At 58.0% G+C, this 14797-nt stretch carries 16 protein-coding genes; 5 read left to right on the top strand and 11 right to left on the bottom strand.

From position 1 onward, the window contains the following. Positions 1-170 precede the first annotated feature (170 nt). From HK24_RS08775 to HK24_RS08760, 4 genes are all read right to left on the bottom strand, one after another. A complete protein-coding gene (locus tag HK24_RS08775; protein ID WP_086634150.1) occupies positions 171-1208 on the bottom strand; it encodes a nucleotidyl transferase AbiEii/AbiGii toxin family protein in 1038 nt (345 codons plus the stop codon). Then, positions 1201-1830, bottom strand: coding sequence for a DUF6088 family protein (locus tag HK24_RS08770; protein WP_198942098.1), 630 nt, complete (start codon positions 1828-1830; stop codon positions 1201-1203). The genes HK24_RS08775 and HK24_RS08770 overlap by 8 nt, the downstream gene beginning before the upstream one ends. A 451-nt stretch (positions 1831-2281) precedes the next feature. Then, positions 2282-3130 (bottom strand): FkbM family methyltransferase, encoded by an 849-nt coding sequence (locus HK24_RS08765; RefSeq protein ID WP_086634149.1) that lies wholly within the window; start codon positions 3128-3130, stop codon positions 2282-2284. A 90-nt stretch (positions 3131-3220) separates the two neighbouring features. Further along, positions 3221-3463 carry a hypothetical protein gene (locus HK24_RS08760; protein WP_007284186.1) on the bottom strand — a complete coding sequence of 81 codons (243 nt, stop codon included), beginning with the start codon at positions 3461-3463 and terminating at the stop codon, positions 3221-3223. A gap of 191 nt (positions 3464-3654) precedes the next feature. On the opposite strand from HK24_RS08760, the gene HK24_RS08750 reads away from it, so the two are divergent. The 3 genes from HK24_RS08750 (at position 3655) to HK24_RS08740 (ending at position 4985) form a co-directional block, all read left to right on the top strand. Next, complete coding sequence (locus HK24_RS08750) at positions 3655-4293, top strand: LexA family transcriptional regulator (protein ID WP_086634147.1); 639 nt, start codon at positions 3655-3657, stop codon at positions 4291-4293. Positions 4294-4457: 164 nt separating this feature from the next. Further along, the gene (locus HK24_RS08745) at positions 4458-4682 is read left to right on the top strand and encodes a hypothetical protein (protein ID WP_086634146.1); all 225 of its coding nucleotides are present in this window, start codon (positions 4458-4460) and stop codon (positions 4680-4682) included. Positions 4683-4688: 6 nt separating this feature from the next. Beyond that, complete coding sequence (locus HK24_RS08740) at positions 4689-4985, top strand: hypothetical protein (RefSeq protein WP_086634145.1); 297 nt, start codon at positions 4689-4691, stop codon at positions 4983-4985. Between the two features lie 137 nt (positions 4986-5122). Here HK24_RS08740 and HK24_RS08735 read toward each other — a convergent pair whose 3' ends face one another. From HK24_RS08735 to HK24_RS08705, 7 genes are all read right to left on the bottom strand, one after another. Then, positions 5123-5770, bottom strand: a complete 648-nt coding sequence (locus HK24_RS08735; RefSeq protein ID WP_086634144.1) for a hypothetical protein — start codon at positions 5768-5770, stop codon at positions 5123-5125. After that, a complete protein-coding gene (locus tag HK24_RS08730) occupies positions 5767-6414 on the bottom strand; it encodes a hypothetical protein (protein ID WP_086634143.1) in 648 nt (215 codons plus the stop codon). Before HK24_RS08730 ends, HK24_RS08735 begins: the two co-directional genes overlap by 4 nt. A gap of 67 nt (positions 6415-6481) precedes the next feature. After that, entirely contained in the window at positions 6482-7072 is a 591-nt protein-coding gene (locus tag HK24_RS08725) for a hypothetical protein (protein WP_086634142.1), read from the bottom strand. After that, the gene (locus tag HK24_RS08720) at positions 7069-7275 is read right to left on the bottom strand and encodes a hypothetical protein (protein ID WP_048843891.1); all 207 of its coding nucleotides are present in this window, start codon (positions 7273-7275) and stop codon (positions 7069-7071) included. Before HK24_RS08720 ends, HK24_RS08725 begins: the two co-directional genes overlap by 4 nt. A gap of 657 nt (positions 7276-7932) precedes the next feature. Next, positions 7933-9225 (bottom strand): phage integrase central domain-containing protein, encoded by a 1293-nt coding sequence (locus tag HK24_RS08715; RefSeq protein WP_086634141.1) that lies wholly within the window; start codon positions 9223-9225, stop codon positions 7933-7935. Positions 9226-9553: 328 nt separating this feature from the next. After that, the gene (locus HK24_RS08710; protein ID WP_046901387.1) at positions 9554-11800 is read right to left on the bottom strand and encodes an FUSC family protein; all 2247 of its coding nucleotides are present in this window, start codon (positions 11798-11800) and stop codon (positions 9554-9556) included. Positions 11801-11831: 31 nt separating this feature from the next. Continuing rightward, complete coding sequence (locus HK24_RS08705; RefSeq protein WP_086634140.1) at positions 11832-13094, bottom strand: UdgX family uracil-DNA binding protein; 1263 nt, start codon at positions 13092-13094, stop codon at positions 11832-11834. Positions 13095-13301: 207 nt separating this feature from the next. Between HK24_RS08705 and HK24_RS08700 the strand changes: the two genes are divergently transcribed. Further along, on the top strand, positions 13302-13766 hold the full coding sequence (locus HK24_RS08700) for a MucR family transcriptional regulator (protein ID WP_086634139.1): 465 nt from the start codon (positions 13302-13304) through the stop codon (positions 13764-13766). 68 nt (positions 13767-13834) lie between these two features. After that, complete coding sequence (gene sppA / locus HK24_RS08695; protein ID WP_086634138.1) at positions 13835-14788, top strand: signal peptide peptidase SppA; 954 nt, start codon at positions 13835-13837, stop codon at positions 14786-14788. The last annotated feature ends 9 nt before the right edge of the window (positions 14789-14797 follow it).

Genomic DNA, 14797 nt, shown 5'->3' with positions numbered 1-14797 from the left:
TTCTCCAACAAGCCCCGCATAGGAGTTCGCGGCCGGTTGGCTGAGGGGGCTGAGACTCGGAAAGTGCGAGAGGCGGGGGCGCGCTCGAAAACAATCGACGAGGTCGCGTGCCAAATTCTGATCTGTAAAAAGTATCGAGATGACTAATTCCCCGGGAAAGTTGCTTCGCGCTATGCGTTTATTATTTCTTGTATGGTCGCGATTTTCGCAAGTATGTCGTCGAACAAAGGTGGCGATCTATCGAACATCATTGGCGCCATGTCTCGGTAATCGGCCCGCAGATCTTTGATACGCGCCTCATTGGGCACGAGCCGCAGCGTTCCTGGCCGCGCGCTGTCATAGCTGGCCCAGCCGGAGCGGAAGAACGTTGCCTTGTGTTTGGCCACCTGCGCCAGCAGATCAAGATCGGTCGTCGCAGCTTTACCTTCCTCCGTATCGAGGAGCATGGCGAGGTCATAATAGTGCCGCGAGAAATATTGCGGCGTGGGCGATTCCGCGGGGCGGTGCGCTTCAGCATGAAGCGCGGTCGCCTTTTCCCAAAAGGTGCGCCGTGCTGACAACACCGTCACGTTGGTGTCGGGATGCTTGAAAAAGTCAGGATACTCCTCCGCCGCATAAGGGCGAACGACTTTCTCTTCCGTTGGCCATGGATCGCCTCGCGCGCCGAGTTCAAGCTTCACGCGCGGCGTGATGTAGGCCATGCCTTCATATTCGGTAACGGGCAGTGCCGTCGGATAATGAAAGTTGACCATTTGGGCGTCTCCGGCATCGATCTCCAGCCTCCACTCGCCGTTGGTCGGCTCGCCGAGCTGTCCTACGATCGCAGCACGGAGCGCCGGTAGCAGCTTTTCCGCTATGTGACGCTCGACGTCGCCAACCAGATCTTCGATCAGTCGCGCAGCTTGCTTCTTGGAGATCCCGTCTTTCTCGGGATCGCGCTCGCCAGTGTATCCGAGTTCGGCCCGATCAAAAGATAGATCGATGTCCTCCGAAAAACGGCGGATAGCGTCGAAAGCTTTGGAAAGCGACGTACCTCCCTTGAAGACGAGAGACGCTGTCGCGCCCTTGGGCAGGCCGAAAAGACGTCTCAGGCTCCAGCAGACCCAGAAGTCCTTTTCGATGATGGTGTTGGCAACGCCCCGACGTGCGCCGGTTTCTCCGAAGAGAGCAGCGCGATCGTCGGTGGGAAGCAGGGCGACGTTATCCATCGATATCGGCCGTCGCTGCGCTTGCGATCGAGACAAGTGTCGGGCGCATCCAGGCGGGCGCCTGAATGGCGGCCGAGGCCAGCGTCTTTTTGTCATTGGGCGACAGCCGGCGCGCCGCGATCTGCGCTACGTCAGCAGCCCGAGCAGGTCCGACATGGCGAAGCGCCTGAACCACAGTACCGGCAGGACTGCCCGGAGCGATCAGATGCTTGGGCGAGGCGTGGCGAAGATCGACGACGCGCTTTCCCAGCACGACGCGTCGCGACGGTCCGTCGGTCAGATAGGTGCTTTGGGCGGGGACCTGCGTCGAAAGACCGAGCGCGTTGACTGCCCGTGCCCCGGCAATCTGCACCTGCGAGCCGGTCTCGCGGGCGAGCGCCTGCGCAACATCATCGGGAGCGGGCGAGAGAGGCCCGAGCTTCGGATGCAGCTTGGGAAAATCGTACAGCCCGCGGGCTAAACGACGAAGCTGACCGCCCTTGACCAGCCGACAAAGAGCCTGGTCAACAGAAGATCGTACGGCGACGGTGAGGAAGTCGCTGGGCGTGAAGGCGCTGCCGCGTCCGCTGGCGCGGACGCGCTTCATAACCCGGTCAGGAACAGAGGCGGCGATCATCTTCATGCGTCAGAAAATAATGTATCCTTTTCTGACATGCAAGGGGCGGATTTGATCGCTTCGGGTCGTGTGACACGCGGCCTCGATTTCCGGGTTCCGGTCTGCTAAAACTCGCGATGATGGTACTTTTCGAGGTCGGCAGCAGATTGATGCGGACCAGAATATTCGGCTCAAATGGTCGATTGGTGCCGATAGATGTCGAAACCGCGCAAAAAATTTCAGGCTGATTTCCCTTTAAAATCTACACCGTATGATTTTGACGGCCCGAGAAACGGCATATTGCGCTCCGCTTGATAAAAAACCAAGCTATATCAATGCTCTAGCTTGGTTTTGAACAATTGAGTGGGAACTATAAATAGGACTACCAAACGAATGTCCGGTTTTTCCAGTTCCCATCCGAAACCAGACATTCCGCTTCCCCCCCCTTAGCTGACAAGCTTCTCCTCACCAGATCCCCTCAAAACCTGGAGAGCAGGATATTCCCCCGGCTGCGGGAGCGGCGTTCATACCCACAGCGCCGCAGCACCGGAAAGACGTCCTGGGCCCACCGGCCATGCTCGGTGTCTTCCATGATGAGATGATCGGGCCATAGCGTCGCAGGGGCCTCGCGAAAAAACGGTAGCAGCGCTCGGTCTTCATAACCTTCGATGTCGATCTTCAGAACATGCACGGCCGTCACATCGCAGGCCTGCAGAATATCCACAAGCGGACGTATCCGCACCGCAGCACCGTGCCCCGCACCGATCCGACCGCCGCCAAAATCCCCGTTCACCTGCACAAGCTGACCAGAGCCGTCCTGATCGCCCACGGCCACACGGAAGAGATCGGCCTGCATCCCGTTCAGCCTCAGATTGGTTGTCAGGCGCTCGAACAGCACCGGGTTCGGCTCGATGGCGATGACACGGGCTTCCCGCTGGGCGGCATACAGGGAAAAGAACCCCATATTCGCACCGACATCCACAAACGTGCCGCCTTTCGGCAGATGGCGCCGCAGCCATTTCAGCTCGCGATGATTGTAGCACGCGCCACAAACCGCTGATTTTGCATCCGTTTGGTTATCCTGCGGATAAAACCGCACCTTCAGTCCGAACAGGGTCGCATCAACAGGACCTGAGGAGCAGTCTTTCCTGAACCGCTCCATGAACGGCCGACGCAGACGGCTGTACCCCAAGGGCGTGTTGAAAAAGGCTTTCCGGATCTTCTTCTGCACATCCGTCAACGGATAGGTACCAAAAGAAAGGGCACGCGCAGGGCCGTGTCCGTCCAGCACGATGTGCTCAGAAGACGGGTCTGAGTATTCTGGCATAAGAGATGATGACCGTATGGAAGGGAACAACGGGGCTTCGATGAAGCAAACGGCAGGGTCAGGACGCGCTGTGTCCGACCGACCACTCCGTCACAGCTTCCCGACCTCACGGCAGAGCTGGAGCAGACCGCCCATCCGCTGCTGCAGCACGGCCCCGAGCACCATCACGCCTTCCAGCAGGCGCGCGCCTTCCGTATCCGCCCGCAGGCTCTCCAGCCGCCCTTTGAGCAGCGCATGCTCGATCTCGATCAGACGCAGCACGTCATGCAGGCCAGCATGCAGGTCCTCGAGACCGGCTGGACGGGGTGGTGGCAACAGTGGATCTTCAGGCATGACAATCCCTTGGACAAAAATGTCGGTTTCATGCGAGGATCTGACGATGACGAGTCACGGGCCACGCAACATTTCGATGCCAAGAGATACGGTTTTCCGGCTTCCATATCAAGCGGAATATCGTATTCATGCCTCATTTCCGAATGAGGACCCTCTGCGTGCCCCGACATTCCAGGCGAAAGCGTAAACTCATGGACGATCAGATCCGCCTGATGCGCGAGCGCGGCGAGCGCCTCCGCGAAGCGGCCCAGAGTATTGGCATCACCCATGCCGCCAAGGCGGCGGCCGTGCCGTATACGACCCTGAGGGACTACATGAATGGCGGGGAGATGAAGTTCTCCGCCCTTGCGTCACTGGCCCGGGTCTGCGGCGTGTCTCTGGACTGGATCGCCTTCGGCACGGCAGGCGGCTCACCTTCCGGGGCGACAGCGGTCCAGACCACATCGACCCGTCAGATCGTCGTGCCCTGGTATAACCTTCATGAAGACGGTCTGCGGATTGGCCGTGACTGGTTGCAAAGCGTCATTCCTCGGGACCTCACGTCCCTCTGCCTCATCAGCAATGCAGGGGATGCGATGGAGCCGACTTTGTCCTCAGGCGATCTGGTCATCGTGGACCGGAGCGTCACGGCTGTGACGGGCAGCGCGCTCTATGCGCTGGAGAGCGCTGGCGCTGTGCTGATCCGTCGTCTTGATCCCAAACTCGGTGGTGGGGTCCGGGTGATTGCTGACAATCATCGCTACCCGCCTCAGGACGTCGAGGCCGATCGCCTGGACTGCTTTAAGCTGCTCGGCGAAGTGGTCTGGATCGGCGGCGTGCCTCATCCCTGAGGCGTTCTTGATATACGGGAACCTGTTTCTACAAACGGGCGCGCATTCGTATTGACGGTACACGGGAAATCGTAGATCATCAGCTTCGTTGAGTTCATCGTGTGTGCAGGGCCGTCCTGCCGCACAGGAACTGCAAGGAGCTGCGATGATGTCTCTGTCCCGTTGTGTCTTCCGGTCTGGCCCCTGTTCTTGCCTGTCAGGGGGCGTCTGACATGGTCGTGTCTCTCCTTCTTGTCCTCATCGTTCTTCTCCTGCTGGTTCTGGCTCTGGGGTCTTCGGTCAGGCTGTTCGCCTGGCTGAAGGCGCGCGACATCCTGCCGCCTGCGGCTCTGATGCTGGGTACGGCATTGGTGATCCGGGCCGTCTTCCATGCCCACTGGGGGAGATAAGCGCTCATGATGTCTTCAACAGACGGTCTGTACAGCGAAGCGACCGAAGCAAAACGCGCGGCCCGTCTGGCTGCCTATCTCGAAGAGTATGGCGCCGAGGAAGACGAAACGCGGGTTCTGCTGAGATATGTCTCGTGGTTCGGAACGGGAGCCTGTCTTTTATGCGGCATCGCCCTGGCTCTGCCCTGGCATCCGCTTTTTGCGTTCGTTCTGGGCATGAGCGTCTGGAGCGGGTCGCGTGAACCGTTTCTTCGCAAACTGAAAGCCGCTGAAGACCGTCGCAGGCTTCGCGGGCTGGACTGAGTTTACACAAAAGAGAGCCCCTCTGCTGTTGCGAGCAGAGGGGGGTAACCCAGGCCGCTGAAGAGCTGGATGCATCGTCCGGGTCTGAGGGCATTTTCAAACCTTCCTAAGTCACCGTCGACGCATCCGCTGGTCACTCAGTCTTCCAGCATGGCGGGGCCTTGAGGCAGGCAGCCCCACTCTGCGGCCTGGCCGAAAGGTTCCTCCTCGCCAGGCGGTGGAGAGACAACATTGCCTGACAGCACCAGCAGCCGGGTCAGCGGCTCCCACTCCAGCAGTGTTTCAAGCAAAGCAGCTGCGCAGTTCAAACGCAGAAAAGGGCTGTCCTGCGTCAGTTCTGTCATCAGGTCTGTCCGCAGTTCGAGGACGGATTCCTGCAACCCGCACGGCCGCAACCAGGACGCCCGCTGGCGTGCGAGCCGGTACAGGCAGAGATCATGAGGCGGTCGATCCTGCGGCCCACCCAGCACGCGGCGCAGGAAGGACATGTGAAACCCTGCCAGAACAAAGGGTCGCGGGGCATCCACCGGCATCACGGCCCGGAACAGGGAATCGCTGATGCTCAGGGCAGGCTGCCCATGCTCGTCGAGACTTTCCTCCAGATGACCCGAGGAACGCCGGGGGGCGCCGAGCCAGAGAAGGCTGCGTCCTTCGACGAAGCCATCCCTTTGCAGCAGCGTGACGGGAGCGCCCGCATAGGGCGCTCCTTTCTGATCCGGCGTGATATCGAGCAGTTTCAGGCGCGTGATGGGCCAGCGCGGCAGCCGGATCGGACCCTGGGTCATGATCTGCCTCCCGCGCGCAGCTGTGCTACCAGGGCGAGGAAACGCTTCTGTAACTGCGCTGGCTCAAGGAGGTCGTTGAGATACCAGATCTCGGGCGTAAGGCGCTTCTGCCGGTAGACCTCCAGACGCCGGTCAAACTGGGCCAGCAGATGCGCTTCCCAGTCATTGCGTGTCACGCGGTCCGCACCGCAGGCGCCCACGATCTCGATATGCATCACACGCGAGCCGTGACGGATGGCGAAATCGGAATAGAACCGCGGCTGCTGCAACGGGTCGAGGGCAATTTCCAGATCCAGCGCAACATCTCGCGGAACGACGGGTTTGATCGCCTCATAGGCAATCCGCTCCGGGGTTGAATTCAGCCGCGTTCCGTCAGAGGCAACGCGGCCATGGCTGGGCAGACACGGCCAGCGCTGCTCGACCGTGCGCAGGAGACCGGCCCAGACGCCGGGTCCTTCATCACCCAGTTGCGTGAGATGCCGCCCCGCCGGCTGAAGGTAGCGGAACAGGCTTGAGGGCGGTTGTGCCTTCAGTCTGAGACTGATGTCGCGATACAGATCGAGATCGTCATCCGTGGGCTCGAAGAAAGAGCGCACGTGTCGGGACACGGTCGCAGCAGCGACCGGGGTTTTTGTAAGAAGCATGAAGCATCCAGATTTTTGTGGGGAGAAAATGAAAGGCCGGAGTTGTCCGACCTGTCGGTGTCAGGCGTTACAGGCGATACGGGAGGCCGCTCCCAGGCATCTGTCCGGTCCAAAGCGCCTCGATCAGTCTTGCCGCGGCATAAATGCGGACGAGATCGGAAGCCGGATGGACGCCCGAGCGGTCTTCCGCTGCAAACCGGGCCAGAAGTCTTTCCGGATCATCTCCAATCCCTGCCAACTCTGGCGCAAGCTGGTGCATCAGATCGGCAAGGGTCATGACCTGCGCTGTTTTCGTTGAGCAGGGCCCGAGCCAGGTCATCTCTCGTTCCCCGATAAGCAGAACGAGATCTGGAAGCAGGCCAGGAGAGAGAAAAGCGCCATCTTCAGTGTGCTCCGCTGCACCGACTGGTGACGGCATGGGCTGCTGCAGGATCTGATCCCGCAGAGCCTGTCTGTTGGCCGGATCCTGATCGGCCGCTTGGCAGGGAAACCACAGGCCCAGGCGCTCCGTTACGGCGAAGGGTTCGGCCCGGGACAGAACAAGATCGTACAGACAGATCGCTGTCCCGGTCGGCCCGAGCGGAGCGTCCGGGCGATCGCGGGAGGAGACAAGACCCATCAGGCGGACAGCCAGGTCCGTGCACAGGAAGGACGTCATGTCCGGTCTCCTGCGTTCTCCGTCAGAGCCCGGTTCAGTGAGCGGACTGTCTGCGCCAGAACGATCAGCGTGCCCTCAAGCCGCGTGTCGCTGGTGAAGGCTCCAGGCTGTGCGATCACATCGCGCAGGGTGGGAAGAACGACGCCTGCCAGGACGGCGTGGGTGTCAAAAAGCGTGTCGAGTTCGGTGAATGATCTGGTCATTGCGAAAGGCTCCAAAGAGAAGAGAGCCCCAGAGAGAAAACCCTAGCTCTGGTCGCACGGCGACCATTCCAGCTCACGCCCCGCGTGAGCCCTCTGGGGTGAGGACCAGCCCGGTCCTCCCTCGCGAAGCCAAAAAAACGACAGAACCTCTCTGATCATTTCCCGTCATGAGAGAGGGAGAGAGGCCGGGTTCTGCACCGCCGCCCTCAGGGCGGCGCGACCCCGGAACGGGGGCGCGTGCAGGTCCGGATGACGCGTCACAACGTGATGCGGACGCCCCCGGCGGGGCACGAACATGAAACGGTTTTAAGGTGCTGTTTTAAAAGGGTTTTTGGAGCCTTGCTCCAAAAACCTGTTATCGTGCCATTTCGGACAATCTGGCAGTACGATTTTATGGCGCAGTGCCATGGTCTGCAGTTGCTGATCGGGTCTCGCTCTGATCCACCCTCGGCGTATGACGCATGGATGACGCGTCACGGAGAGTGTTCGGACCAGCATGACGCATGAATGACGCATGTGTGACGCGTCATCGGGCGTTTGAGGGGCCTTCAGGGCGATCGGCAGACTTCATGCATTTTGCCACAGACGCGGAGACGGGGTTCTGAAGGCGCTGAAACCATTCCTTATCCGGAAAGGTTTTTGAAGTTTGAGGCCTGTTCAGGCGTCTGAATCCCCGATGTCAGAGTCTTTCCAGGTGAAGAGCGGGGCGCTGTCAGGATTGGGACGCTGAGGCTTTGCGACCGCCTCACTGGATTGCCCGGCGCAGAAGCGTTCCCAGGCATGCATCATCTCTGAACGCCTGTTGAAGAGATCCCCGCGACGATAGGCCGCCTCGACCTTGTCACCGATGGCATGGGCCAAAGCCATTTCGGCGACCTCGCGTGGAAAGTCGGTTTCCTCGGCCGCCCAGTCCCGGAAGCTGGAGCGCAAACCATGGATCGTCACATCCTTCGTGCCTGCGGCCTGATGGAGGGCTTTGGAGACCGCGACATCGCTCAATGGTGATCCGACCCGGCCACCGGGAAACACGAAACTGTCCTCACCGAGACTGGATCTCAGAGTCTGGACTTTATACAGCAAAGCCATCGCTCCGCCCGTCAGGGGCACACGATGCTCCCGCCCGGCCTTCATCCGCTCGGCCGGGATGGTCCAGATCTTTTTCTTCAGATCGATCTCCGACCACAGGGCCTTGCGGACCTCGCCAGACCGGGTGGCGGTCAGGCAGACGAACCGTGCGGCCAAGGCTCCCACGCCATGCTCGGCGCCGAGCCGACTGTAGACTGGCGGGAGGTCGCGATAGGGCAAGGCGGCATGATGCACCACCTTCGTGACTGCTGTGGGTTTGGGAAGGATGTTCGCCAGGTGCCCCCGCCACCGTGCCGGGTTCTCCCCCTCGCGCCAGTGATGGCTCTGCGCGTAGTCCAGAATACGCTCCATCCGTCCACGCAGCCGTGTTGCGGTTTCGGTCGTGCTCTCCCAGATCGGTCGCAGGACGGCGAGCACGTCTTCTGTCTGCACGCTGCCAATCGGTTTCCGGCCGAGGATGGGAGAAACATGACGCTCCAGAGAGCTGCGCCACATGGGCGCCGAGCGCGGATCTTTCCAGCCCGGCGCCTGCTCGGTGATGTACTGCTCGGCAACCTGTGCGAAGGTGCGCTCCTGAACGTCAGGTCCCTTCTGCCGGGCTTTCTCTTCGAGAGGGTCGAGCCCTTCCAGAAGCAGGCGCCGGTTCTCGGCTGCCCGGAGCCGGGCATCGGCCAGAGAAATATCCCGGGCGGGACCGAGTCCCATCTCCCGTCTTTTACCGGTCTCAGGGCTTTTGTAGCGAAAGGTCCAGGCCCGGGTGTCGCCCCGGACGGTGATCCATAGATTTCCGCCATCGCCGTGAACCCCGTCTTTGAGGGAGGCGACCTTGCGGGCATTCATCTGGTTCGGCGGAAGCTTGCTCATGGCTTTTCAGTCCCATCTTCCGTCCCACCTTACGGGATGGGTTTCAATGCGTCTATCTGCTTCTTCAGGATGGCATGAATTTCTGTAAAACCATGAAAAACAAGGGTTATTGCGCTGGTCTGCTTTTCCGTGACGCCCCACATCGGCGGACACCCTCTCCGCCATGATTTCTAAGATCTGTGTATCTGACCTTAACCCTTACGAAGACTATCTTCCGTCTTGGAGCGTGGGTTGTGTCGCGGTATTGGGAACAAATCAGAGTGGGTTGTAATCGCTCTGCAATCTTCGAAATTCCCAAGCTATGCGAGAAGCGTACTTCTCTTGTCGCCTAACGGGACTCTTGTACTTTCAGATGGCTGCGCTCGCCTCTAAATGGGCGGCTGGCATCCAGGAAGTCTGCGTTCGTTTGCATCGTATAAGCAATAACGACGAGGTAAGTGATTGCCCGCGTCATTTCCAGTCGCGTGACCAGATCTGTCTCATGCTCATCCAGTGCGCGCAGTCGTCTTACGGCCGCATTGGCGACACGAGCGGCCTTATCATGGCGTCGGGTAGACTGCTCGACGTAATGGAGCACCAGTTGGATCGGGCGTCTTGCGCTGTCGGGAAGGTATTCGCGGTCCAAGAGGGTTCGTAGGCGAATAATGTTCAGACCCAGCGTGAGTGTGGCGAGCGTCCCCAGAATACAGGCTTCGATGAGCGGAGCAGGGGTGGGGCCAGCATGGCGGATCAGACGTGCGAAACGATCCGTGTTACGGCCGATCCAGATACTGATTTGTGGTGTCTGTGCGGGATCTGCGAGGCCGCGCAGTTCAGCCAGCATAATTCTGCGGAGACGCAACCGTTCATCAGAACTGTTGAACGGCAATACTGTCCTGAAAACCAGAACGCTGATGCCCACTGCCATAACGACGGCCATATTGCCGTTATAAAATGCCACTTCGTTCATGACGTGATGGTTCTCCAACCCAAGCATGGCAGGAAGGAGAAGGCCGTAAGCTGCCGCGCCGCCAGCAGTGGAGGGGTTGCCTTTCGCCAGACCGCCAAGGAACATGGCCGGCCCTAGGAAAAGCGTCAGGGTTTCAAACGTTGTGACTTTGGGCATGAGCACAAAGACAAGTATCCAGGCCACAATGTAAGCGACCAGTGCTCCTTTCAGGAACTCCGTGGTCCCAAGGACTGGGTTTTCTTTGGTCGCAAACAAGCCACAGACCAGCGTTGTAATGGCGATAAAGCCAAGTCCGCTTGGCCACGCTGTGATTTCATAAATCAGGGCCGTAACCAGTACGGCGCATGCTCCGCGGAGGCCATTATGAATAGCTTCGCGTGTGTCACGGTGGGTCTGGCGTTGAAAATGAAAATGATCGCCTGGAATGGAGTGTGTACTGGCCTCGTATTCCTTGATGGCGAGTTCCAGATCCCCGAGCAATTCTCCAAGTGACATGAAGAGAACGCGTTCATCGAGGTGTGTCTCGGTATCCTGCTCATTCAGGCGTAGATCGAACGGGTCTGTTCCCGGAATGGGTTCATTGCTGTTCTCCAGATCGGTAATCCGGTGAGGGGCAGCATACAGGCGGCAAACATCACGGAGATGCTGGAGTTCTGCCAAAAGATCCGGAACGGACTCAGTATTGGCAATCCGCTTCGGGAAATCCTTCAGAAACGAGAGGATCTCATCAGCGGCCTGCGTGAAGGCAGGGTGGTCATGGTTCAGAAGTTGCAGGCGCATTGCCATACCGAACCCGCGAGAGAGCAGGGCTGATACGGAGGCCAGAGCCGCACGGGCATGGTCACCTTCGTGTCCATGCGGGCCCATCTCGACTTCTGCAAATTCAATCTGGTCGTTAATGCTGAGGATGGTGCCAAATTGTCTGCGTGCGGCATTCAGGGCGCCGCGTTCCTCACCGAGAATACTCGTAAGCGTCTTCGTAACGAGAACCAGAGCAGATTCCAGCTTCTGGCGGAGTTGGATCCGGGCCTGCCGTTCCTGAGTGGTGGCAAAGATCAGACCCATGAAGGCTTCACACAGAACGCCAAGGGTAATGTAAGTGGTTCGGGAAACGGCAACGGTGAAGATATTGTCCGGATCGGAAGCCGCATCCATGCAGATGATCGAGCAGGTATATCCTGCAAGAACAAGAGCATAGGAGCGGAAGTTACTTACAAATGTTGCGAGCCCACTGCACACGCCAATCCAGACGGCGATCATGGGGAAGAAGAGCCAAGGTGCCTGAGGCGCGGCAGCCATCAACGCAATGGATGCGACCGCTCCGGTAATTGTTCCAATGATACGCCATTTGGCTTTGGACTGGCTTTCCCCACGAGTGGCCTGCGCAACAGCCCAGACAGTCATTGCGGCCCATGCAGGACTGTCCAGCTCCATCCAGAATGCAATTCCGATGGCGAGACAGGCTGCAAATGTATTTCGCAGAGCAAAAGTCAGGGTCGCTGCGGATGGCGCATAGATCCATGACAGGGGCAGCTTGACCCTGGGCCGCAGAGCGGCTGACGCACCTGCACCTGATGGGGAACTGTTCGGAGTCGGACGTCCTGTTGACGTAGTACTACCACTCATTGTGCGGCTTTCTTACTCCTGAAGCCGTCAATTAGGCGAGAGCGGAAATGGCCATTCTCAGATCTGCAACAAATTTTGTGTATTCGCGTGTCCTGCTGTCCTCATCCGGAATTCTGAGCAGGTAAGAGGGATGGACAGTCACAATGCCAGTACTGCCATCGTCCAAAGTCATGTAACGGGAACGCTCCCGTGAAATAGTGATGGGTCGTCCAAGAACGGAACTTGCTCCGGTCACGCCGAGCAGAACTGTAACCTTTGCCTGAAGGATACGCCGTTCAGCTGTAATCCACGGGGAGCAGGATTTTACGTCTGTCGCATCGGGTTTCTGATGAATGCGTCTTGCACCGCGGCGGACAAATTTGAAATGTTTGACTGCGTTACTGATCCAGGCCTGTTCCCGATTGCCCCCGGCTTCCTGAAGTGCGCGCTCGAAGAGTTGTCCGGCTGGGCCAACAAATGGTCTTCCCTGAAGATCTTCCTGATCTCCTGGTTGCTCGCCAACAAAGAGGATCTGGGCCTGCGTTGTGCCTTCTCCGGAAACGGTGCGTGACGCGTGGTGACAAAGATCACAGAGAGAACAATCGACGGCGAGGGACCGCAGGTTTGACAAAGAGGACGTCTTTTCAATCTCCTCCAGATCAGGTGTGACATGCACTGTGGCCGGGTTGGTCCAAAAGGCATTGTCTTGCCCGGCCGTCGCCGCTTTCTGTGCAAGACGAATTAGATCTGCCTCTGATTGTCCTGCGTCATCAATGGGTGGTCCAACGCGGTACTTGTGGCCGTCCCAGCAAAGAGTCGTCTCGTCTGAAAGGAGAACCCAAGGAGAAACCCGTAGTCTAATAAGAGGGGATCTCTGACTGTCTATGAGTTGTAACTTTTGGCGTGTTCGAATGATCTGCCAGTCTGTTATCCGGTTCTCTGGGAACGCGCCTCTCAATTCAAGAATTTGCTCTCGTACGGTGCTGGCAATCTGCTCAAACCGGGTGATGTCTGTCTCAAGCGGGCTTCCGTGCTCTTGGATATGTTCCAGTGCGCGATAGAGAACATCAAATCTCTCCAGAATATCGGATGCAAACACGGACGGGATCAGGGCCGCAAATTTTCGGGGCAGACGCAACGGGGAGGGAGTGTCAGGTAAATCCCGATCTGTTTTCGCTGCGTAAAGAGCGGCAGGCGCTCTAATACTCCAAGTGATGGAAGACGCCGGGATTCGCTTGCTCAGGAAATTACGCGATTGTGTTCGCCATCCTGAAAAATCACTTGGTGAACAGAGTGTAGCGTCAACGGTTTGCATAAGGCTTCCCGGAAAGAAAATTAGCGAATTCCGAAACACGCTCTGAAGTGATTACTTCTTTTTTAAGGAACGTGTGGTCAATTTGGTATTAAAGTTGAGTGGCTATCTCGGTGGTATTGGGTATATATTCTGCAAACAGGCTCGGCAGAATGATTTCAAGCTGTTGAGCATAGTAAAAATGCTATTTTGAATGGAAGGTAAGATATTATGTCGGAGAATACATCCCACCCGGATCTGTTGGAGCTTACAGCGCAGATCGTTGCTGCACAGGTTTCCAAGGGTAATGTGGATGCGGCGTCTCTCCCGGCATTGATCCGCCAGGTTTATGAAGCTCTTGCAAATGCTGGTGCTCCACAGGAAGAGCCGCAGCCAGAGCGTCCGCAGCCTGCTGTGCCGATCAAGCGTTCAGTATTCCCGGATTACATCGTCTGCCTTGAAGACGGTAAAAAGCTGAAGATGCTCAAGCGGCACCTTCAGAGCGCTTATAATATGTCCCCAGAGCAGTATCGCGAGCGTTGGGGTCTTCCGTCCGATTATCCGCTGGTTGCTCCGAACTATGCACAGCGTCGCTCGGCTCTGGCTCGCGAAATCGGTCTGGGCCGCAAGATCAGCGCAACAGGCGAAAGCAAGAAAGAAACTGGCCGGACGCGTCAGTCCAAAAAACAGGACTAATTCCTGGCTTTCTGGAATTGTCTTTCTGAAAAAGCACTATCTGTCATGTGGTCGGAGAATACTGTTTCATGAGTTTAGAGGCAGAGACGCTTCTCCGATCAATGGCTGACAGCAAGCGCCTCCTTCTCTGGAGGGGCGCTGCGCTTCTGTTTTTTATTGCAGCGCTTATTATTGCTGTTGGTAAAAGCCACTCAACTGTTTCCAGTTTAGATGCGCGTCCGCACATTGCGCGTCTGGTTATTCACGGCGTGATCGGAAATGACGTTTCCCAGATCACGACGGCTCTTCGCAAAGCACAGAAGTCCTCTTCAGTAACCGGACTACTACTGGTTGTTGATAGTCCGGGCGGTGGTGTCACGGGCGGGGAACGTCTGCACGACTCGATCGAGAAATTTGCACAGGTAAAGCCTGTTGTCGTCACGATGGGTGATATGGGCGCGTCTGCCGCCTACATGCTCTCAGTTCCAGCGCAGCATATCGTGGCATTGCCTTCAACGCTGACGGGCTCGATCGGTGTAATCCTGCAGCGGCCCGATCTTTCTCAGCTGCTGGGGCGTGTCGGCATTGATGTTGCTGCTATTACGTCTGGCGCCATGAAAGATCAGACTGATCCCACAAGTCATCTGACGCCAGAAGGGCGCATGATGCTTCAGGGATTGGTCAATGATCTCTTCGATCAGTTCGTCGCCATGGTGGTTAAAGGGCGGCACATGCCTGAAGACAAGGTGCGAAGCCTTGCGGATGGTCGGGCCTATACGGGTCGTCAGGCTTTGAGCCTGGGCCTGATCGACGAGTTGGGAGACGAAGACACTGCTCGGCAATGGCTCAGGCAGCGCCTGAAAATTGGAGACGCACAGTACCCGGTGATGCCGTTGCTCTCTGTAACCAAGCGACACTGGTATGATTTTCCTCGCAAACGGGCCATGCTCGAAGGCGTGTTTGGATCAGGCTTTACGGAGATGCTGGAAGGGCGATTAACCCTCAGCAGCCTTGACGGGGCCGTTGCGATTCTGCAACCCTGACAAGCCAGT

The organism is Gluconobacter sp. DsW_058 (genome assembly GCF_002153615.1).
Classification (GTDB): Bacteria; Pseudomonadota; Alphaproteobacteria; order Acetobacterales; family Acetobacteraceae; genus Gluconobacter; species Gluconobacter cerinus.
The sequence above is the reverse complement of the archived record's forward strand: the minus strand, read 5'-3'. Positions and strand labels throughout refer to the sequence as shown.